Here is a 21,779-nt window from a genome sequence, read left to right on the forward strand (position 1 = left end):
TTCAGTTAAATAATTTCAAAATATCTTTTTGTTTCCCAATCTGTGACCTGCTCAGAAAATTGTCGCCATTCCCATAACCGTGATTTACAAAAATGATCGACAAACTTTTGGCCAAATAGCTCGGAGGCTATTTGCGATTGCGCCATTCGAGCGGTCGCATCGTGGAGGTTTCTTGGTAACACGCCGTGTTGCAGATCTTTATAACCATTACCGCTAGTATGTCGATTATCCAATGGCAATTTATACTTGATGCCATACAACCCGCTAGCCAAACATGCTGCTACTGCCAAATAAGGGTTCACATCTGAACCGACAACACGGTGTTCAATGCGTGTGGCTTTGGGACCACCGTCGATGACGCGGAGTGCTGTGGTACGATTATCTATGCCCCAAGTCAGGGTTGTCGGTGCCCATGCTCCTTCAGTCAGCCTTTTATAACTGTTAACAGTGGGCGCCAATAACGGTAGAATATCAGGTAAACAATACAATTGCCCCGCAAGAAAATGCTTCATCAACTGGCTCATTCCGAGTTCATCTTCTTTATCATAAAAGAGGTTGTTCTGTTTGTTGAGATCCCAAAGACTTTGATGCACATGGCCGCTGCAGCCTGGTAAGTCCTTGGTCTGTTTCGCCATAAAACTCGCCGTGATATTATGTTTTTTTCCGATGTCCTTAACCGCAGATTTAAAGAGCGTAGCCCTATCCGTAGCTTCAAGAGCATCACTACATTGGATCGCAGCTTCCAGAACACCTGGCCCGGTCTCCGTATGTAGCCCCTCAAGAGGTACACCGAATCTTTCGAGCATAGCCAAAAGATCCTGAAAAAATCCGTAATTGTCAGACATCCGTAAGATGGAATAACCAAACATACCAGATGTTATCGGTGTCATATCTCTAAAACTATTTTGGGGAGCGGCATTATCGGCTTTCACGAAATTAAACCATTCAAATTCCTGTGAAAAAATTGGTTTAAATCCGGCAGTCTCCGCCTGTGCAATTATGTTTTTAAGGAGTGATCTTGGGCACACATTTTGGTCCCGAGAAAGCGGAGATTCAAAATCAGCTAGAAAAAAGGGAATATCTTCTTGCCAGGGAATCTGTCGAAATGTATTTCCATCAATACGCGCCGGGAAATCGCCGTATCCTGTATGCCAGCCTGTAATTTCCACATTGTCATAAACCTGATCGTTAACATCCATCCAAACACCACCGAGCAAAACCCAAATTCATTGTCCAGTGCAGAGATAAACTTATCCCGATGCATAAATTTCCCACGGAGCACCCCGTCTATATCAGCGACGGCAACTTTAACGTGCGTACTTGTGCTTGCTGTTAATTTGGCAATAATTTCATTTTTAGTTATCATAATTTGATGGTTTTGTCCTTGTCAAGGAAGATTAGGAAATAGAGGTATGATAAGATGACAAGCCCAAAGAATAATAGAGCTGTCAAGGGGTTATAATATATCATTGCAATGAGACACACGACAGCAATAATAAATGCAATTGCCGGAAACAGCGGATACAATGGAACTTTGAATGGGCGTTCCAAATCGGGTTCCTTTTTTCGCAAGGCAAAAAATGACCACATGGATATTATATAAAGACAGATTGCCCCAAAACATGCGATGGTAATAATACCTGCGGTCTTTCCGGTCAATAATGCTATGATGCCAATAGCCATATTGATTAAGAGTGCATTGGCCGGAGTCTTAAATCGTTGATGTACTTTTCCAAGAATCGACGGTGCATACCCCACTCTCCCAAATTCGAAGGTAGCTCTGCCACCAGCGAGAATGATACCATGAAATGAGGCTATAAGACCCAAAAGACCAACGCCTATAAGTAGTTTATAGAGAATATGGCGATTGTCAATGACATGTGCAATGGCAAGTAGCAATGGTGAATCGGAGGGTTCAGTGCTTCCGACAGGATAAACAACAGCCTCCCAGCCGCCGACACCCACCGCCGACAAAAATGTAATGATACAAAGCACAACTAAAGTTACGATGGCCGATCCAAAGCCGATTAATACATTTTTCTGTGGATTGATCGTTTCCTCAGCAACATTCGCTACACCTTCAATAGCGAGAAAAAACCAGATGGCAAACGGAATAGCTGCAAAAATACCCGAGAAGCCATTGGGCAATGCGTTGTGCTCAAGGTTGGAAAATTCGAAAGCCGGAAATGTAACACCGGCAAATATTAGTAATTCGATAACCGCAAGAACAGTTACGACCAATTCAAATGATGCAGCGAGCTTTACGCCCAGTATATTCATTGAAGTGAAAATCACATAGGCCCCAATGGCAAAAATAAGATAGTCAACCGAAGGATGCAATAAATGTAGATAAGCACCTATAGCAGCAGCAATAGCAGGCGGAGCAAAAACAAACTCGATATTTTGTGCAATACCGGCGACAAATCCCAAATGCTTGCCCAATCCTCGATTGGCATATTCAAAGGCTCCGCCAGCCTTAGGGATCGCACACGCCATCTCTGTATAGCTGAAGTTAAATGTAAGGTACATGATAATAACGAACACTGTAGCAATGGCCAATCCCAATGTGCCGCCTTCTGCCAAACCGAGATTCCATCCAAAATACATTCCCGAGATAACATAGCCTACACCCAATCCCCATAACATAACCGGACCAAGGACTTTTTTTAATTGAGGCTCACTCATAATTTTATTTAGGTTGGTAAATGATAGTAATTAATTAATTTAAATTTACTACATATAGTTTAAATGATAGTATTATATATCTGTAATTATGGCTATTTTAGTAAAATAATATGGTTGTATTTTATTTACTAGTGTTTACGATCTAACTACAGTCATAGATATAGTTTTTTTAGATTTAATTTACTACGATAATGAAATTGGATGAGAAAGACCTCATGCTTCTGGACCTTTTGCAACAGGATGCGAACATAAGTAACAAGGAAATAGCTGACCGTGTTAATTTATCCATGACTCCCGTTTACGAACGTATTAAGAAGTTAATGGCAACCTCCGTTCTCAAACAGAAAGTCTTTCTGCTGGACAGAAGAAAACTTGATCTTAATCTAATGGTCCTTGTATCCATTAGTATGGAAAAACATTCCAATGAAAGTGCCTTGTTATTTATGGAGGAGATACAAAAATTTCCAGAAGTAGTCGAGTGTTTCCACGTAACGGGTGCATTTGACTATCAAATAAAGGTGATGGTTAGGGATGTTGATCACTATCATGAATTCAATTTTAATAAACTGGCAACAATCAAGGGAATCAGACATATGGAAAGTTATTTTGTCATGAAAGAAATCGTGAATACAACCCGTCTCCCAATCTTTCTTTGATAATTAGTTTAGCATATTTTAGCTTTACTATGCTGCGCTGACGACTCTCCTAATTTAATTTCCCGGAATTGATGGGTTTCATTGGTATGGCACCTACACTTAGGCAATGGTTCATACTTGCAGAACCATGCCTTCTATTTGTATCGTGTTGTTTATAAGAGCACAATATTCTCAAGCGATACGCCTACTCCCTTAAGAGCTGCGTAGGTTAATTTGTCCATTGAGGCCCCGTCAAAATCGATTGTTTTAATACTCTTATAATATTTATTGGTAAGCGCAAACGTGGGCCGAAAGGAAACATTTCTAAGAATAACCCCTCTAAATGAACTGTTTGCTAGGTCTGCATTATCGAATTTTACGTCGACAAATACTTGCCCATCAAAGCTTATGCCTTTCATATCACAGGACTTAAAGCAAACACCATTGAACTCACAGTGTTCAAAAATGGTTTTTCTGAGATCCGACGCCGTAAATTTGACATCTGTCAGCTTTATACTATTAAATCTAGCATTGTTCAACTCCGACGCATAAAATTCTGTACGTGCGAGAACGGTCTTGTTGAAATTTGCGTTCGTCATATTACTAGCAGAAAATGTACAGTCCGTAAGGTTCGACGAATCAAAATTAGCATCGCGGATATCACTTCCTTTAAAAATGCTTGCCGTGAAATCTGCTGTACTGAAGTCTGTGCCACGCAGCTCACTTCCGAGAAATTTTCTCTTTGGCGCATTTACGCCAGAAAAATCAGTTTCGGCTAGCGTGTTACCGCTAAAATCTGTCAGTAGCGGCTTTTGTCCCGTATCAGAAAATTTTGCCTCTTCCAGAGAATTTCCTTTCGTGTCATCTAAAGTGCCAATGACCACCTTTTGACTTGCTACGCTATCTCCTAATTTCGAATTTTCGGCGAAGTAGTTTAGATCGACTGCGAATATTTCCGCAAGTCTATGTATTGTTAAAAAGTCTGGTAAAGACTCTCCCCGCTCCCATTTTCCAACTGCTTGGGGGCTGACGAATAAAAGTTCAGCAAGCTGTGCTTGCGACATATTTCGCTCTTTCCGCACTTTGGCAATATTATTACCTAATGTTTTGTTATCCATAATTATTGTTTATTGATGATGTTCAACTTTACAAATATATTGAGGCTAATCTGTAATTATCGCGAAAAGGGAAATACCTCTAGTTGTAATTATGCTACTTATCGTTGTATTCGAACAGCTTCGGGTTGTTATTCCTAGAGTATTGTCCTATACTGTTATTGAAACTATATTTTAAGTAAAACTTCTCAAAGACGGGCCTTTCTTTATAATAATGCCATCCCATATTTTAGATCGTGGGTTATGAGAAAGACAAACTTTAACTAATTTAGGAAGATCTACCACCATGAATACCGCCAAGCTAGTTTAAATATTTCTAGAAATTTGATCTATATTTATATACCTAAAATTTACATATGTTAGAGAATTTTGAGTTTTACCTTTTTTTAGTCCTACTAATTACGATGTTGATCATGCTGGCGAGAAAAATTCAGGTTGCATACCCTGTTTTACTCGTATTAGCGGGACTTGTAATAAGTTTTATCCCGGGAGTTCCCCCTATAAAGATAGAACCCGAATTGATATTCATTATTTTTTTACCGCCGCTCCTCTACGAGGCAGCTTGGTCAACTTCCTGGAAAGAACTCTGGCGATGGCGCCGGATTATCTTCAGCTTTGCCTTTGTTGTGGTCTTTTTTACAGCATTGTCCGTTGCCGTTTTTGCCAACTATTTTATCCCGGGATTCTCCTTAGCTCTCGGTTTTCTATTGGGCGGAATAGTTTCCCCTCCTGATGCGGTTAGTGCCGGTGCAATTTTAAAATTCGTGAAGGTACCCAAAAGGCTGGCGTCCATATTGGAAGGTGAAAGTTTGTTGAATGATGCTTCCTCACTAATAATTTTTCGCTTTGCAATGATTGCTGCTGCTACTGGGCAGTATGTATGGTACCAAGCGGCCGGGAGCTTTATTTGGATGTGTATTGGCGGAGTGGGAATCGGACTTACAATTGCCTATGTTTTTCTGAAAATGCACAAACTTTTACCAACCGATTCCAATACAGACATATTGCTAACTTTTATTGCACCTTTCTCGATGTATTTGATCGCAGAACAACTTCATGCTTCTGGGGTTCTTGCGGTTGTCAGTGGCGGCTTATTTCTCTCGTATCGTAGTCACGATTTTTTGAGCAGTGCATCCCGGATCCGGACAGTGACCGTATGGGAAAGCTTTTGCTTTCTGCTGAATGGCATTGTCTTTATGCTTATCGGATTAGATTTACCGGAAATTGTATCTGGATTGGGTGATACCAATATCTCCACTGCTATTGGCTATGGCGTCGCCGTTACAATAGTCCTTATTCTTGTACGAATTTTTGCAGGGTATGCTGCAGTAATTACGACCTTGATCATGAGAAATTTTATAACGGTTGCAGACGATCAATCGCCTGGTTGGCAAACGCCAATGATTATCGGCTGGACTGGAATGCGTGGCGTCGTTTCTTTGGCAGCAGCGCTATCTATCCCATTAACTTTGGCCGACGGAACTCCTTTTCCTCAAAGGAATCTCATTCTTTTCATCACATTTGTTGTGATTCTGTTAACCTTACTTGTTCAAGGGTTAACCCTCCCTTTTATCTTGAGGAAAATCAAATTAGTAGATAGAGATTTTGTAAGAAGTGAAAAGGAGATCGATTATGAAATTCAGAATAGATTGGCTCAAGTCGCCGTTGACAAGATTCGTAATGATTACGCGGACAAAGTTGAAAGTTTTCCGACCTTAAAGGATCAACTACAGAAGTATGAAAATCAGTTGCGGAGCTCCGAGATTATCATTAATTATGCCGAATACCGTAAAATCTATATCGATATCCTTGAAACACAGCGTATTTGGCTTATCAATAAAAACCGCGAAGAACTTTTATTGGACGAAGAGATTATCCGTAAACACCTTCGTTTGTTAGATCTTCAGGAAGAAAGGTTGAATATGAGAAGCTAATTTATCCCTAGCTCAGCCTACTGCCGTACATTTATGATCGACAATGCAGATTGAATTGTCGATCATAAATAACTAATTTATTAGTCTTCATCCAAATAAATGTCGTGAACAACAAAACGAATAGACTTGCTAAACACCAACATATCCGCTACATCTTCAGAATCTATGGCATAGAGTGTTTCTACCCCACCTTCATCCAAAAGTTCGGAATCTGGTATAAGTTCAAAAAAAGTGATTCCTTCAACAATGGATAATTCTTCTACTTTAACATATGATACATCCTGGCTCTTCCAAAGTGAGAGAATTTCTTTGGAAAACAATTGATAATTATTAGCTTGATTTGACATGCTCGCAAATTAACAAAAATATGGCTCATTATATTTGTGTTATAACGTTTCTAAAATCTTACTTACTCTTTCGTTTTTAGGATTAATTTCGCGAACTTTTTGATAGTTCTTCTTGGCACTATCTATTTGTCCAGATTTCAGGTAGGCTTCCGCTAAACTATCATAAACATTTTCACTTTTAGGATATAGCACCGTATTCACCTTAAATATGTCAATAGCTTGGTTTATTTTATGCTGATTGAGCAATTCATAACCTGCACCGTTCAGGAAACCTTCTGAAAGCAACTCATCGTCACTATCCTGTTCTTTTGCTTTTTGAAAAGCTTTTAATCCATCCTCGAAATTTCCTTCTAAAATAAGCTCTAGTGGAGTCCGGTCATTTGCATTGACTTTCGGATTTTTGGAATAAATCTTTTTATCACGCAAAACCTGTACAAGCTCATATTGACCGCTTTCGGTATCCTTTGAAAATACTACGTTCACGTTTCGATCTCGCATAACAAAAGTATTTGCCGACACTTTAACCAACTCTACAGGCTTGTCTAGATTTTGGACTGACATAAGCTTGCCACTCTGACTATAGACCCTTATAACACCGTATTTGCCAGATCGATAACGTCCACTATTGACATTCAGTTCTTGAGAACTGAGCGGCAAAATTTTATTTATTGGGGCCAGGTAATTGGGCCATTGATAGGTTAGTGCAACCGCTCGGACAAGTTCGTTGATAAATTCAGGTTTGTTTGTATTTGTAAGAATAACTACGCCATCACCGCTTGTTTTATTTCCAACAAAATAGGAGCTAAAGCCTTCGTTCCATCCACCATGGCAAAAAAAAGATGAACCGTCGTAATCTTCCAGAAAGACACCTAATCCTATAATAGATTCAATATAGGGGCTTGTGAATTCTTCGGCCGTCTTCTTGGAAATAACAGCATTACTTTTGCCATTTAAGGTCCGTTGAATATCGATCACGAATCTAGCGTAATCTTCTGCTGTTGACCACAAGCCAGCAGCCGCCTGCTCTGGGTAGACATGATATCTTCCTTCGACTTTTTTACCATCTACAGTATAAGCCGTCGCCGCAAATTGTTTTTTCAACTCAGGAAGAGGCTGGGCAAAAGTGCTATTTTCATACCCAAAGGTGAGAGTACCTTTTCTTCCATTATGCTACTATAATCTTTCCCTTCAATATCAACGAGCATCTGTTGAAGTACGGTATAGCCACCGCCTGAATACCGAAAATTTAAGCCAGGAAGTTTATCAACATACACCATTGGTGTATTAGCAGGCTTTAGACCACTCAGTACTTCTACCGCTGTAGGAATTGGGTCTGTTGTCCGATAGCCCGGGAACCCACTTACAGTAAGTCCCGCAGTGTGGCTAATGATATTTTTGAGTGTAACATTTTTCGCTCTGGTCCAATTATTTTCGGGTATTTTCCAGGATTTCAGGTATAAATTCACATCGGCATTGGATGCCAACTTGCCAAGCTCCACTTCCTTCAATGCAGCGTATGCACTTACGGGCTTGCTCATGGACGCCACCTGAAATAAGGTGTTTGACCTAACTGGTGTTTTCGAATCGAGATCGGCAAAACCATACGTTTTGCTCCATAATATTTCAGCGTTTTTTATCACGGCGATGCTTACACCTGGAACCTGATAAAATTCCATGCGCGATTTAATATTCCAGGCCGGCTCACCCTCAAAACGAACAGGCGGTATGAGACTGGATTCGACATGAGAAATCTCCTTTATTTTTTGAGGGGTCGTTTGAGCACATGCGGTTGACACTAGTATCGCAAAAATTCCAGTAATTGGTAAAGCTTTCATTTTATTTATGATCGTTTAAATGGTGATACGAAGCGTCTCTCCTATCTCTTGCTCGCTTCTTTGTAATTCTTCATTGACAGTAGATGCCAATTTTATTGCCAAAACCATAAATCACTGTAAAACAATATTATGCAATAGTATTCCAAAATAAATTGATCGTATTCGGNNCCGAATACGATCAATTTATTTTTACTAAGCGGTATCTCGCTTTTCTAACATCATCAGCTGTCAGCCCCATAGCATGTTCGCATACAGTAGCATCTTCATTGTCGTATTAGGATCGCCAATAGAAGTTTCCTTTTGGTTGAATTGTGGAAAAATGAAAACGGGGCATACTAGCCCCGTTACATTGTTTGATTAATTGATACTTAATGATTCGGATTACCATAATAGTTTTGATAATTCTGAATGGTAGCACTAAACCATGCTCCACAGCTGCTATAATACATATCATTGGCTCCATAGCTGGTGTACGTGAGATCCTGAGTTTCGATCAACTGACCGCTTGTATTATAGATACTCATCGTCAATCTACATAGCGTACGAGACTTTCCGAGCTTGATCTCTTTGGCTTCGCTCACGATATTCAAATTAGCTTTTCCAGTTTGTGATTTGTAAATCGTTGATTTTTCAACAAGGCTGTTGTCGGCCGCTTTTGGCCCCGTTTTCGCAAAAGTAGCAGATGACATTAAAGCCAAGGCTACGGCGCTCATCATTAATTTTTTCATGTTACTAAGTTTTTGATAAATACATTGGAGGACCAGCCTCACTGTTAATAAACCTAAAACTGCCAATAAATTTGGCACTGTAAACACTGTAATAAATATCTGATGTAGTCGTAACAATATTCGGTTGGTTTGATCAAATTTTTGAAAATAACTAAGAATTCAAAAAATTCTACTACCTTTGCAATCATCAGATGATATGACTATATGAAGACTGAAGCTATCGTACGAAGATCCTTGGCAGAGGAAGTTGCCGCGGCAATAGAAGAAAAAATAAAATTAGGTGAATTCCCGGTAGAATCTAAACTTCCTACGGAACCAGAATTGATGAAACAATTTGCTGTGGGCAGATCCAGCATTCGTGAGGCGGTCAAATATTTAAGTCAATCAGGCTATCTCAATGTACAACAAGGTCTTGGTACTTTTGTTAAAAGTAGCACAGGTCATCATGCTCTTGACTCAAAAATTGAAAAAGCCAATTTTAACGATATTTTTGAAGTTAGACACGTATTGGAATTGCGAATTATTGAAAAAGCTGCCTTAAATCGTACTTCGAAAGGCCTCAAGGATATGGCTCAAGCGCTCAAAAATAGAGCAAAATATGCCGAAATGGGAAATTTGATGGCGTGCGTGGATGCCGATATTGCCTTTCACAGTGCAATTGCTGAATCATGTGGAAATAGTATTTTGACCGCTTTATATACAACTTTATCTGAACATGTCAATAAGTTCTTCATGACTATTTATAAGGATACAGTACCCTTCTTAACTTCACAACAGCAACACGAGGAACTGATGTTGGCAATCAAAGATAAAGAAGTGAAAAAAGCTGTTGATATTGCTAACCGAATTATCCAACAGCTGTAATTTTCCTATAGCATATGCAAATCATCAATCTCAATATACTTTATTTTTATCAATTAAAACATCAGATGACCTGATGAATATTTCTTTTATGAAAACACAATCTTTAAACCCGAGTGGATCTTGGAAAAGCTCCGAAACCGTCTATCCGATTTTATTTGCGATTAGTCTTTCACACTTGCTCAACGACTTGATTCAGTCGGTCATCCCGGCAGTATATCCCATGTTAAAATCAAATTATGCGCTTAGTTTTACCCAAATTGGTATTATAACGTTGGTTTTTCAGCTTACTGCTTCTATTTTGCAACCCTTCGTTGGTTTGTATACAGATAAAAACCCTACACCACGATCACTCGCTGTCGGTATGCTTTTCTCTTTAGCAGGATTGATATGCATTTCTTTTGCGTCAAACTTTATCTACATTCTCCTTTCTGTAAGTCTTATTGGCATGGGTTCGTCTATATTTCATCCTGAAGCTTCTCGAGTTGCTCATTTAGCTTCCGGAGGCAAAAAGGGGCTCGCGCAGTCTATCTTCCAAGTCGGTGGTAATGCTGGTGGTGCGATAGGTCCCCTTCTTGTAGCGCTTATTGTGATCCCTTTGGGCCAACAATACATTGGTGTATTTGGCGTATTGGCCATTGTAGCCGTTATGATTCTTACTTATGTCGGTAATTGGTATCAAATACATCTCAAGCCTAAGACACAAACAACTGCTGTTGGTGCTTCAAAAGCCGACCTGCCAAAATCAAAAGTAGTATTTGCACTTGTAATTTTATTGGTACTCATTTTTTCCAAATATTTTTACATGGCTTCCATGACCAGTTATTTCACCTTCTATTTGATCAATAAATTCCATGTTTCGGTTCAGGAATCTCAAATATACTTATTTATATTTCTTGCTTCTGTAGCTGCGGGAACTATATTAGGGGGGCCATTGGGAGATCGCTATGGGCGTAAACTAATTATCTGGGTATCGATTCTCGGAGCGGCTCCGTTCACATTACTATTGCCACACGTTGGTCTAGGGCTAACCATTATCCTCGCTATTTTAATAGGTCTTATTATATCGTCTGCATTCTCTGCTATCTTGGTCTATGCGACAGAACTCATCCCAGGAAAGGTCGGAATGATTGCTGGTTTATTTTTTGGCTTTGCTTTTGGTATGGGGGGAATTGGTTCAGCAGTTCTGGGCTGGCTTGCAGATCAAACCTCAATCGAATATGTATTTAATATCTGTGCTTATCTTCCATTAATCGGAGTAGTTACAGGGCTATTACCTAATATAAGTCAGCAGAAAAAGTAATTATATAATCCGTGTGTCCGAAAAGTTTGTCACTTGTTTTGTGGAAACTATTTTTGAATAGCAGAGAAAGTTTCAACCTGTCCAAAGAGCTATGGTGAAATTCGATGAAAAATAACCAAAATAAGCGAGTGGGAAGCCCTTTGCTTCGTACCTGCTTCGTACTTTCTTCGGATCATCAATAGATTCCGTACAGATGCTGAACAGTCATTGACCAGTCTCCGAACAGGAAAATACTGGTCAGGAACTGGCCAATAGCTAATCCTTATCTGGTGAGCTCCGAAGCTTGTCCGAAGCAGGTACGAACACAATAGGTATCTAAGGCATATTGCCGCCACTAGCAGCATATACTGAAACTTATTCCTGTCGCTTATCAATACAGCATAGTTACTAAAATTGGACCTATTCACGTATTAAAAATTAGCCGCAAAAAAAGCTGTCCAAAAAAATGCAGTGCCCCCAAAAAGTTAGACATTTTCCGGGGGCACAGCACATTTGGACAGCTTCTTTAAATACTAGTAACCTGGATTTTGGATCAATTTTGTATTTCGATTAACCTCATCGCGATGCAAAGACGTGTAGTACATCTTGTCATCCCAGTTCCTATTTTCGATACCTGGATCAATATTGGATACCGTATAGGTATAGGTGTAGTTATCGGGATTATATTGATAAAGAGTTACATTTTTACCCGCCTTAAGGGTTCCCGTGATGTTTATAATATTTGCTTTACGACCTATAGTTTCCGCGGCTATCATCCAGCGTCGCGCGTCAAAGAAGCGATGCTCCTCGTAGGCTAATTCAATACGGCGCTCGTTTCTATAACGTGCTTTTAGAGCCGCTCCGGTTTCGGCGGTTGGAATTGCAGGCATTCCAGCTCTAAAGCGGATTTTGTTTAACCATGTTTTAGCTTCATTCTCTTCTCCTAATTCAAGACATGCTTCTACATAGTTCAATATCGCCTCTGTATAGCGAAACATTGGCCAGGGAATGCGCTGTCTTGTGTTTTGATCCTGCATTGTAGGGTCCGGATCTGTAAATTTACGAATATAATATCCTGTCCGTGAACCATTCCAATCTTCAATCGGGCTTTTTCTTGTGTCAAGGCCAAATTGGATAACCTTTTGTCCTTTGGCATTCATTATTTCGTATTGACCTGTTTGGATTTGATTCGCCTTATCTCTTTCAGCGACATCGGCTGTCCTAGGTTTCCAATCCGCACCGTCGTATAAAATTGTTGCCTTTAAACGTGGGTCACGATTTTGATAAGGGCTGGCTGCCATAGTAGGATTTGACCAACTGAATTTTTGGCCATCAATAGTCTCGTAGTCGTCTACCAAGAGTTGTATCGGTGTATTTCCGGCCCAGTTATGATAGCCATTTGGACCGTTGTCTCGCCCTACCCAGCCACCACGTTCGTCCTTTTCGTCAATAAAGAATCTCCCCAGAATAATATCTTTTCCTGCTGTAAAATCAACTGTCTTGCTCCCCCCTCCTAACGATACGGCCATATAGTTGGCAGTACCCTCATTAGGCGAAGCGGGTTGAGTTAGGTCTAACTTATAGGCGAATTCTGTATGATCCAGTACGGCTTTTGCTGCGGCTTTTGCTTTTGTCCAACGCTCCACCTGATTGCCACTCGTGTACATTAGATATTCTGGATTCTTATACCCTGCCAATAATGTTGATTTTGCTTTGGCTTTACCCGCATCGTGGAGATCGCTGGCAGCATAGAGTAATACCCTTGATTTTAAGGCCAATACTGCAGTTTCATTTGCACGTCCCTTTGTTGATGAACTGCCCTTTAACAAAAGAGCTGCGCTGTCTAGATCTTTCACGATGGCATTGACACACTCCTCATAGCTATTCCTCGGAACCATATAGTCTTTATCGTTCAATGTATATATCTTATTATCGATGGGGATGCCACCATAAAAGCGTAAGAGCTGTTGATAATAATACCCACGCAGGAAATAAGCTTCGCCTAACAGCTTATCGGCTTTTGCTTTGTCAAACTTGGGTGCACTCAAATTGGAGATGGCAATGTTAGTTGCCCGGATGCGCGTATACATGCGACCGTATTCGTAAGTATCCATAATATAGCCTTGATCAGCTGGATTTGATCGAGATTCGGTCACGGTATTTATGCCCCGATTAGGGTGTGTAAATAAGGCTTCGTCGGTCATGGATGCCATTTCTTGCTCATAAAAGCCTCCTACTCCAAAACCGTTATAGATTTCTGTCACGAAAGCCTCAGACAAACCAGCATCCGACCAAACGATCTCCTGTGGAACTTCACTGAGTGGCTTCGTGCTCACAAAATCATCATTGCAAGCTTGTAATGATGCAGAAAGTACAAGTAGTATAAGTGATATATTCTTAATTTTTTTCATTTTTATTCTTCGTTAAGTTCTTAATATGACAGTTGGTTAGAACGATAATAATGCGCCAAAATTAATCAATCTTGCCTGCGGATAATATTGCCCTAATGCATTAACGGCTTCTGGGTCATACATTTTGATCTTACTCCACGTCATTAAGTTCATGCCATTTGCATATAGCCGTAAAGAACCAATGCCAATTTTACTACAAATGCTTGAGGCCAGATTATATCCTATTTCCACATTTTTAAGCCGCAAATAATCGGTGCTCCGCATCCAATAGGTATTGTTATAAGAATAATATTGATTGCCACGGTCTGTCAAACGTGGATAAACGCTACTTGGGTTACTGATGCTCCAGCGTTTATCATAGAATTCTTCCACAAAATTTCCGATCGATCCAGATTCATCTGTTCCTACACGTATCTCTCCTCCTGTAGCTCCTTGAAATAGTACCGATAAGTCAAAATCCTTATAGGTCAGACTAAAATTGAAACCTCCCTGAAATGTTGGGTCACTATTCTTGTCTCGTCTTACTTTATCATCGGGGGTAATCTTTCCGTCACCATTGAAATCTTTATATTTCATATCTCCAGGGCGTAAAGTTTTCGTAATGGCACTATAGTCCAATTTATTGTTGGCGATATCTTCCATGTCACGGAATACGCCGTCATAGACATAATAAATATCCGTTTTGATAGGTTTACCTGTACTTTGCTGCCATGCAGGGGCGCCCGGGGCTTCATCCCAGAAGATAATTTTGTTTTTAGCATAACCACCATTCACACCAACCGTGTACCCCAAATCTCCCACCTTGCCACGATAACCTAAGTTAAATTCCCAACCCTTGTTATCCACTTTGCCAATATTTTCTGCCGGTAATGTCATCCCTGTACTTTGTGGTATTGACGCATTTTTTCTCCATAGAATGGAATTACGGCGATTTTTAAAAATATCAAACTCGAAATTCAGCTTTCCTTGTAAAAATTGAAAATCAAACCCTAAATTATAGTTATTGGCAACCTCCCAAGTAATCATCTCATTAGGAACACGGCTTTCAAAAAGGGTTTTGGCTAGCTTATCATTGACGATATAAGTACCAAAGGAATAGGTTGAAAAATATTGATATTCTTGTAATTTATCATCATAGTAGATGTTGTCATTACCCATCTGGCCATATGACGCACGGATCTTGAAATAATTAATCACAGGGACATTTTCCTTCCAGAAATTCTCTTCCGACACGACCCATCCCGCCATGGCACCTGGAAAGAAACCGAACCTTTCACTTTCAGGGAACATATACGATCCGTCATAACGCCAAAGGAATTCTGCGATATACTTGCTTTTATAATTATAGCCAAATCGCCCAAAGTAATTTAGCCGCGCTCTTTTCCATGCAGATCCATCGTTATTTTTTTCCTGTTCTCCACCGGCAAAAAGATAGTCGATCGCATTTGAAAGAAAATAGCGACGATACGCGCTGAATTTATCATTATCAATTGTTTCTCTGTTGATACCGGCTATAGCATTTACCTGATGGTCACCAAATTTCCGCTCAAAGCTTAAGATTCCACCAAGTAAGATATTCAGTTGATCTTCATTGCTTTGGTTTAAATTTGGATCGGCAGGGCCACGTCTTCCAGGAACCAGTTGTGGTGTGCTGCCATCGGCCTCATAAGCGCCCTGCCAAGAATACAAAGTCCAGGGTGTAACCCATGTTTTTTGATTTTTTACATATTTGTCAACAGAGGCATTAAGTGTTAATTTAAGACCATCTATCCAGGGATTTGTAATCTCAACCTGACCATTTGTTTGAAAATAGTAGCGTTTATCATGATCGTAACCTGTCGCATTGGTCGTAATTACCACGGGGTTTTCGCCATTTTCGATATCTGGTCCCGGCATTCCATTAGGCCATATTGCTGGTTGTGTTGGATTTCCCCGCATCAGCATTCTAAAGACCGTGCCAGCACTCTTGGTGGGGAAATTTCGGTTTTCCTGTCTTCCTAAAACACCAAATTGTGTTTTGATATACTGACTTATATTGGCGTCCAGATTGATCCTTAAGTCATACTGTTTATAACCTGTAGCCGAATTTTTATAGTAGGCATCCTGATTTTGATACCCCAAAGACATCAGATACTTGACATCCTCAGTACCGCCATTGATTTGGAGGTTGTGGCGCTGTTGAGGTGACCAGTTTTTTAGCGTAGCTTTATACCAGTCAGTATTGGGATGCCCCCAAGGATCTGATCCGTCTTTGAACTTTTGGATATCTTCTGGTTTAAACGGCGCATCCAAAACTCCTCCACCTTGTTTATTGTAACTGCCTTTCTCGTTGATCGCTGTATAAGCAGCAGACCATTCTTCAACAGGGAGGTTATAAATTTCGAGTTCATTTCTAATTGCCGCAAACTGGGAGGCATCTGTTAATTTAGGAATAACGGTAGGTTGGGAATACCCTTGGTTGAACGTATAAGAAAACTGCGGTTTTCCTGTTTTTCCTCTTCTTGTCGTAACGAGAATAACCCCATTGGCTGCCCTGGCTCCATAAATAGCAGCAGAAGCATCTTTTAGAACCGAGATATTTTCTATATCTCGGGGATTAATACGATCAATTCCTCCTTCACGCGCAGGAACTCCATCAATAACGACTAAGGGACTGCTATTACCCAGTGTATTCGTTCCCCGGATTTTGATATTGGAACCATCGTAGCCAGGCTCGGCGCTCCCGTTGGTTGCTGTAACGCCCGGGACGCGTCCTGTTAATGCATTGGAAACGTTCAATGCCGGTGATTGTGCTAGATCGCTTCCCTTCACAGTGGCTACGGCACCGGTGACAGTCTCTTTGCGTTGCTTTCCGTAACCAACAACAACGACTTCTTCGAGATTCGATTCCGAATTAAGAAGTGTGATATCGATGGTCTGTCTTCCTTTTACAGCTTCATCCATAGATTGTTTGCCGACCATCCGGAAATTAATAATCGCACTTGCGGGGACTTTGTCTAACTTGTATCTACCTTGAACGTCGGTTTTAGTTACTAACTTTGTTCCATTGACGGAAACTGTTACTCCAGGAATTGGCATTCCAGATTCATCATGCACCGTTCCAGAAACACTTTGCTCCTGCTGAAAGAGAATTCCATAGCTTGCGAGGGTTGTAGCATCGACGATTTGGGGACTCAAGGCCACTAGTGAGCACAATGATCCAGTCCAAAACGCTCTCTTCCATTGATTTGAGAAATAATGGCAGTTAATCATAAAAACTGTTTAATTGTTTAAATTTTGTGTTTAATTAGTTATTTTTTTTACCTCTAAGACGTATCGGTTTAGGTGTCTACTGGAGGCGATTTATAATTGTTTATTTAACATGAAAATACGAAAATAAATATACATTGCAAGTGTTATTTTTACACTATTTAACACTATTGTTATTAAGTGATTGGTAATCAGATAATTTATTGAAAAACAAATCAATTGTAAATTCATTTTCTCAAAATTGTTTCCAGCGCTTTTGCTACTCAACGCAAGATCAAAGAACTAGTAAAACACTGCAAATAGAAAGTCCTGAGGAAAAGTACTTTTTATCATTTAGAAACTATATTATCAATTTTTCAAATATTAATACGCATATTTATCCTATATAATTAGATCTATAATTGATTTTTTCTAAACAACTATGTACCTACAAATAATGGGGCCAAAAACGGCTTTATTAATAGCGAAGAAATAGTTGTACAAAAAAACTATGACTGTAAATATTAGGACAGAAAAGTCAAGTGACACAACGATTGTATTCGAACTGATCCGACTCGCCTTTGAAAACGAACAGTATAGCGATCATCAAGAGCACATTTTAGTAGAAAAACTAAGAAGGACAGCAGAATTTATACCACAACTGTCAATGGTAGCTGAAGCTGAAGGAGAAATAGCAGGCTATATACTCCTGACAAAGGTGAAGATTATCGATAAAGAGAATCAAAAAAACATCCGATTCTCTTGCCTTGGCTCCTGTCGCTGTGCTACCTCAGTTTCAAGGACAGGGAATTGGCGGTAAATTAATTCTTGGTGCTCATCAGATTGCAAAAGAAATGGGTTTTGATGAGATGACAGCTGGCGAACCTATCTAATACTTAATCGGATAATCTTGCATCAATTCAAACTGGTAGCCTTCTTTTTTTAATGCATCAATTAAAGTGGATAACTCCTGCTGCCCTTTTCGCGTTTGAAACATATCATCATGCATTAAGAAAACAACATTATTAGGTACCATTGAGCTTTTGTTGTTCATATAATTTCGGATATGAGACAAGGTAGACTCTTGGCTCTGTATGGGCGTACCAGTAACGCTATTAAGCCGCCACTCGACATCCCAGCCATAAATTGTATATCCGTTCTTATGCAATAGATCGGCTGTGCTGGATCCATTCTTAAGGTCAATCTTACGAACATTATCATATATCCAAATATTCCTTCCTGGAAGCCGAACAATTTTATGTTTTAAATGGAGATCTTTTTCATTCTTTTCAAAATCAGCAAAAGCATTTTGGGGGTTACTATAAAATCTTGAATATTGATTGTTTGCGTGCGTATAGCTGTGATTATAACAGGCTATAAGTGGATTGGATTCATAACGGGCAAGATCGCGTTTTCTTCCTTTGCTCATATTCGCATGTTTACCAATCAAGAATACACTCACTTTAATGTTTTTTTCTTTCGCAATAGAATCAATAAAAGCACTACCAATTAATGGGCCATCATCAAAAGTCAAATAAATATGTTTTGGTTGCTTATCAAATGCTTTCCGCAGGGAGTCCTTTAGCTCACGTCTTTGTTGTTTGATCGGAACAGGGTGTAGACTATCTACTGTAAAGTGTATCTGATTTTTCTGAAGCGAATCCCACCTATTCAACAAATGTGGTATTTTTTCCTTAACAACCAATTTCTCCGTAAGTGTGTCCTTCAGTTCGCCTTTTCCCAAGACTTTGTTTGAAAAATCCTTACATGCGGTTACACTAAACACTATACTACAAATGAAAAGTACCACAAACAACCTACTACACTTCATATCAATCGCTATAACTTAATGAATTTCTTTTTTCAAAATTACTACAAAAACCTATTTATTAACCATAAAATCTTACAAATCCCTACTTTCAGGGATAAGGTGAGTCATCTTCAACGATCCGGTATCGCTCTTTTTATGGCTTCAGTCTTTATTATAAATCCGATATAAGAAACTATCGTGCCACTTTTTTCGACCGTTGGTCTTTATTTCTTTTTAAAAAATAGTGCCTTGTTATACTCAAAATTCATACGTGCGATATTCAGTACAGATATACCTTGTGGACACTCTACCTCGCACGCTTCTGTATTTGAACAATGACCGAAGGACTCCTTATCCATTTGTTTGATCATATTTAATACCCGTTGACTACGCTCTTCCTTTCCTTGTGGTAATAGTGCCATATGGGTGATCTTTGCTGAGGTAAAAAGGGCCGCGCTGCCATTTTTGCACGTCGCCACACAAGCACCACAACCTATACAGGCTGCCGAGTCAAATGCCGATTCAGCTAATTCATGAGAAATAGGAATGGCTGTTGCATCTGGAGCCTGTCCTGTATTGATAGAGACAAATCCACCAGAAGAAATAATTCGATCGAATGCGGAACGATCCACTTTCAGATCTTTTTTTATATGAAATGCGGCTGAACGAAAAGGTTCTATGGTAATGGTATCCTTGTCTTTAAATGAACGTAAATGTAACTGGCAAGTCGTCGTATGCTTAAGGGGCCCATGTGCAATGCCGTTAATCATCATTCCGCACTGCCCGCAAATTCCTTCACGACAGTCGTGATCGAACTCGACGGGCTCTTCTCCTCCTGTTATCAACTGTTCATTTAAAGTATCCAACATTTCCAAAAAAGACATATGCGGATTTAGGTCAGTTAATGTGTACGTCACTAATTTGCCTGTAGCATTGCGATCCTTTTGTCGCCATATTTTAAGATATAAATCCATAATCATTCATTTTATTTATAGCTCCTAACAGTTGGTTGTATTTCTTCAAAGGTCAACGGTTCTTTGACCAACTCAGGTTCTTCATTTTCTCCCTTCCATAACCAAGCGGAAATAAATTGGTATTCGGCATCGTTACGTAGCGCCTCTCCGTCTGCAGTTTGATATTCTTCCCGAAAATGCGCTCCACAGGATTCATTTCGCGTCAATGCATCATAACACATCAGTTCTCCAATCTCAAAATAGTCTGCTACACGTCCGGCTTTCTCCAGTTCGCTATTTAACGTATCGGCCTCGCCGCTGACAATAACGTCCTTGAAAAATTCTTGTTTTAGCTTTCTAATTTCTTCAATAGCATAGCGAAGCCCTTTTTCATTACGTGCCAGCCCACAATAGTCATAGAGTATTTTGCCGAGTGTTTTATGGAAATAATCCACAGTTTTACTGCCTTTGATTTTCAAAAATACGTCGATTTGTTTTCTAACATCCTCTTCAGCACGTTCAAACGCAATATGATCTGTGGAAATTTTCCCCGTATGAATATCGTTTGCCAAATAATTGGCAATCGTATAGGGACCGATAAAATAGCCATCGACAGATGCCTGAAGCAGTGAGTTTGCCCCAAGTCTGTTTGCACCATGGTCCGCAAAATTAGCTTCGCCAAGCGCAAATAAACCTGGCAGACTCGTCATCAACTCATAATCGACCCATAAACCGCCCATGGAAAAGTGTGCAGACGGTGAAATCATCATCGGTACGCTATAAGCATCATATCCCGTAATCTTTTCATACATGTCAAATAGATTACCATATTTTTCCTGTATTTTCTGTTTCCCCTGTTCTCTGATAGCCTTCGCAAAATCAAGATAAACAGCATTTTTGAGTGGACCAATCCCAAAGCCGGCATCGATCCGTTCCTTTGCCGCCCGAGAGGAAATATCCCGTGGGGCAAGATTTCCAAATGCGGGATACCGTCGTTCTAAATAGTAATCCCGTTCTTCCTCCGGAATAGCGTTGGGTTCTCGCGTCTCACCTTCCTTCATGGGGACCCATATTCTTCCGTCATTGCGCAAAGACTCCGACATTAAGGTTAATTTAGACTGATAACTGCCCGATTGTGGTAAGGACGTCGGGTGAATCTGAATCCAGCTCGGAGAAGCCATTAATGCGCCCTTTTTATGTGCGCGCCAGATTGCCGAACCGTTACATCCCATAGCCAAGGTCGATAGGTAATATATTTTACCATAACCTCCTGTTGCTAATACAACTGTATGGGCCGCATGCCGTTCAATATCGCCCGTATCTAGATTACGTACGATAACACCACGTGCCTTTCCATCGATAACAACAACATCAAGCATCTCATGTCGTGTAAAAAGTTGCACGGTTCCCTTTCCTACCTGGCGCATAAGTGCCTGGTAGGCGCCCAAAAGAAGCTGCTGCCCGGTTTGGCCTCTTGCATAGAACGTCCGACTTACCTGTACGCCGCCAAAAGAGCGATTATTTAAATAGCCGCCGTATTCTCGTCCAAAAGGAACTCCTTGGGCTACAGCTTGATCGATCAAATTAAGTGAGCATTCTGCCATGCGGTATACATTTGCTTCACGTGCACGGAAATCCCCTCCTTTTAAGGTGTCAACAAACATTCTGTAAACGCTATCTCCATCATTTTTATAGTTCTTTGCCGCATTTACCCCGCCCTGCGCTGCGACGGAATGCGCCCGTCGCGGACTGTCCTGAAAACAAAATGATTTCACCTGATACCCCATCTCGCCAAGGGAGGCTGCAATAGAACTACCCGCCAACCCTGTACCAATCACGATAACATCCAATTTTTTGCGATTGGCGGGATTAACTAATTTGGCAGTCTTCTTATAGCGTGTCCATTTTTCATCCAATGGCCCTTCTGGTATTTTTGAATTTAATATCATGATTTA

At 40.2% G+C, this 21,779-nt stretch carries 16 protein-coding genes and 1 pseudogene; 6 read left to right on the forward strand and 11 right to left on the reverse strand.

Annotated elements, in window-relative coordinates; translation table 11 throughout:
* Positions 1–5: 5 nt before the first annotated feature.
* Together B2O97_RS07455 and eat are read right to left on the reverse strand one after the other, a co-directional pair.
* Positions 6–1,199, reverse strand: coding sequence for a glutamine synthetase family protein (locus B2O97_RS07455; protein WP_286767205.1), 1,194 nt, complete (start codon positions 1,197–1,199; stop codon positions 6–8).
* Positions 1,200–1,362: 163 nt separating this feature from the next.
* On the reverse strand, positions 1,363–2,685 hold the full coding sequence (eat, locus tag B2O97_RS07460; protein ID WP_286767206.1) for an ethanolamine permease: 1,323 nt from the start codon (positions 2,683–2,685) through the stop codon (positions 1,363–1,365).
* Positions 2,686–2,876: 191 nt separating this feature from the next.
* On the opposite strand from eat, the gene B2O97_RS07465 reads away from it, so the two are divergent.
* Positions 2,877–3,341, forward strand: coding sequence for an Lrp/AsnC family transcriptional regulator (locus tag B2O97_RS07465; RefSeq protein WP_070564088.1), 465 nt, complete (start codon positions 2,877–2,879; stop codon positions 3,339–3,341).
* A gap of 152 nt (positions 3,342–3,493) precedes the next feature.
* Here B2O97_RS07465 and B2O97_RS07470 read toward each other — a convergent pair whose 3' ends face one another.
* On the reverse strand, positions 3,494–4,438 hold the full coding sequence (locus tag B2O97_RS07470; protein WP_070564086.1) for a pentapeptide repeat-containing protein: 945 nt from the start codon (positions 4,436–4,438) through the stop codon (positions 3,494–3,496).
* Between the two features lie 353 nt (positions 4,439–4,791).
* On the opposite strand from B2O97_RS07470, the gene B2O97_RS07475 reads away from it, so the two are divergent.
* A complete protein-coding gene (locus B2O97_RS07475) occupies positions 4,792–6,369 on the forward strand; it encodes a Na+/H+ antiporter (RefSeq protein WP_070564084.1) in 1,578 nt (525 codons plus the stop codon).
* A gap of 80 nt (positions 6,370–6,449) precedes the next feature.
* On the opposite strand, the gene B2O97_RS07480 is transcribed toward B2O97_RS07475, so the two are convergent.
* The 3 genes and pseudogenes from B2O97_RS07480 to B2O97_RS07495 form a co-directional block, all read right to left on the reverse strand.
* Positions 6,450–6,716 (reverse strand): hypothetical protein, encoded by a 267-nt coding sequence (locus B2O97_RS07480; RefSeq protein WP_070564082.1) that lies wholly within the window; start codon positions 6,714–6,716, stop codon positions 6,450–6,452.
* A 39-nt stretch (positions 6,717–6,755) separates the two neighbouring features.
* Positions 6,756–8,551 (reverse strand): annotated as a pseudogene (locus B2O97_RS25125) (serine hydrolase).
* A 368-nt stretch (positions 8,552–8,919) separates the two neighbouring features.
* Positions 8,920–9,279: a hypothetical protein gene (locus B2O97_RS07495; RefSeq protein WP_201639205.1), complete on the reverse strand. Its 360-nt coding sequence runs from the start codon at positions 9,277–9,279 to the stop codon at positions 8,920–8,922.
* Positions 9,280–9,513: 234 nt separating this feature from the next.
* On the opposite strand from B2O97_RS07495, the gene B2O97_RS07500 reads away from it, so the two are divergent.
* Entirely contained in the window at positions 9,514–10,143 is a 630-nt protein-coding gene (locus B2O97_RS07500) for a FadR/GntR family transcriptional regulator (protein WP_286710292.1), read from the forward strand.
* A gap of 88 nt (positions 10,144–10,231) precedes the next feature.
* Positions 10,232–11,443 (forward strand): MFS transporter, encoded by a 1,212-nt coding sequence (locus B2O97_RS07505; protein WP_070564519.1) that lies wholly within the window; start codon positions 10,232–10,234, stop codon positions 11,441–11,443.
* A gap of 512 nt (positions 11,444–11,955) precedes the next feature.
* Here B2O97_RS07505 and B2O97_RS07510 read toward each other — a convergent pair.
* Positions 11,956–13,833: a RagB/SusD family nutrient uptake outer membrane protein gene (locus B2O97_RS07510; protein ID WP_112374115.1), complete on the reverse strand. Its 1,878-nt coding sequence runs from the start codon at positions 13,831–13,833 to the stop codon at positions 11,956–11,958.
* 36 nt (positions 13,834–13,869) lie between these two features.
* Positions 13,870–17,085, reverse strand: a complete 3,216-nt coding sequence (locus tag B2O97_RS07515; protein ID WP_083295857.1) for a SusC/RagA family TonB-linked outer membrane protein — start codon at positions 17,083–17,085, stop codon at positions 13,870–13,872.
* Positions 17,086–17,572: 487 nt separating this feature from the next.
* Here B2O97_RS07515 and B2O97_RS07520 point away from each other — a divergent pair, with 487 nt between their 5' ends.
* Together B2O97_RS07520 and B2O97_RS25240 are read left to right on the forward strand one after the other, a co-directional pair.
* Positions 17,573–17,881 (forward strand): GNAT family N-acetyltransferase, encoded by a 309-nt coding sequence (locus B2O97_RS07520; RefSeq protein WP_070564064.1) that lies wholly within the window; start codon positions 17,573–17,575, stop codon positions 17,879–17,881.
* A complete protein-coding gene (locus B2O97_RS25240) occupies positions 17,844–17,954 on the forward strand; it encodes a GNAT family N-acetyltransferase (protein ID WP_201639204.1) in 111 nt (36 codons plus the stop codon). Before B2O97_RS07520 ends, B2O97_RS25240 begins: the two co-directional genes overlap by 38 nt.
* Here the strand turns inward: B2O97_RS25240 and B2O97_RS07530 are convergent.
* The 3 genes from B2O97_RS07530 to B2O97_RS07540 form a co-directional block, all read right to left on the reverse strand.
* Positions 17,951–18,805, reverse strand: coding sequence for a polysaccharide deacetylase family protein (locus B2O97_RS07530; RefSeq protein ID WP_236590847.1), 855 nt, complete (start codon positions 18,803–18,805; stop codon positions 17,951–17,953). The two genes, B2O97_RS25240 and B2O97_RS07530, sit on opposite strands and share 4 nt — an antisense overlap.
* Positions 18,806–19,095: 290 nt before the next feature.
* On the reverse strand, positions 19,096–19,845 hold the full coding sequence (locus tag B2O97_RS07535) for a succinate dehydrogenase/fumarate reductase iron-sulfur subunit (protein WP_046673445.1): 750 nt from the start codon (positions 19,843–19,845) through the stop codon (positions 19,096–19,098).
* Positions 19,846–19,856: 11 nt separating this feature from the next.
* Positions 19,857–21,773: a fumarate reductase/succinate dehydrogenase flavoprotein subunit gene (locus B2O97_RS07540; protein ID WP_046673351.1), complete on the reverse strand. Its 1,917-nt coding sequence runs from the start codon at positions 21,771–21,773 to the stop codon at positions 19,857–19,859.
* Positions 21,774–21,779: the final 6 nt, after the last annotated feature.

Origin of the sequence: Sphingobacterium sp. UBA865, from assembly GCF_002295765.1 — a bacterium.
Lineage (GTDB): Bacteria > Bacteroidota > Bacteroidia > Sphingobacteriales > Sphingobacteriaceae > Sphingobacterium > Sphingobacterium multivorum.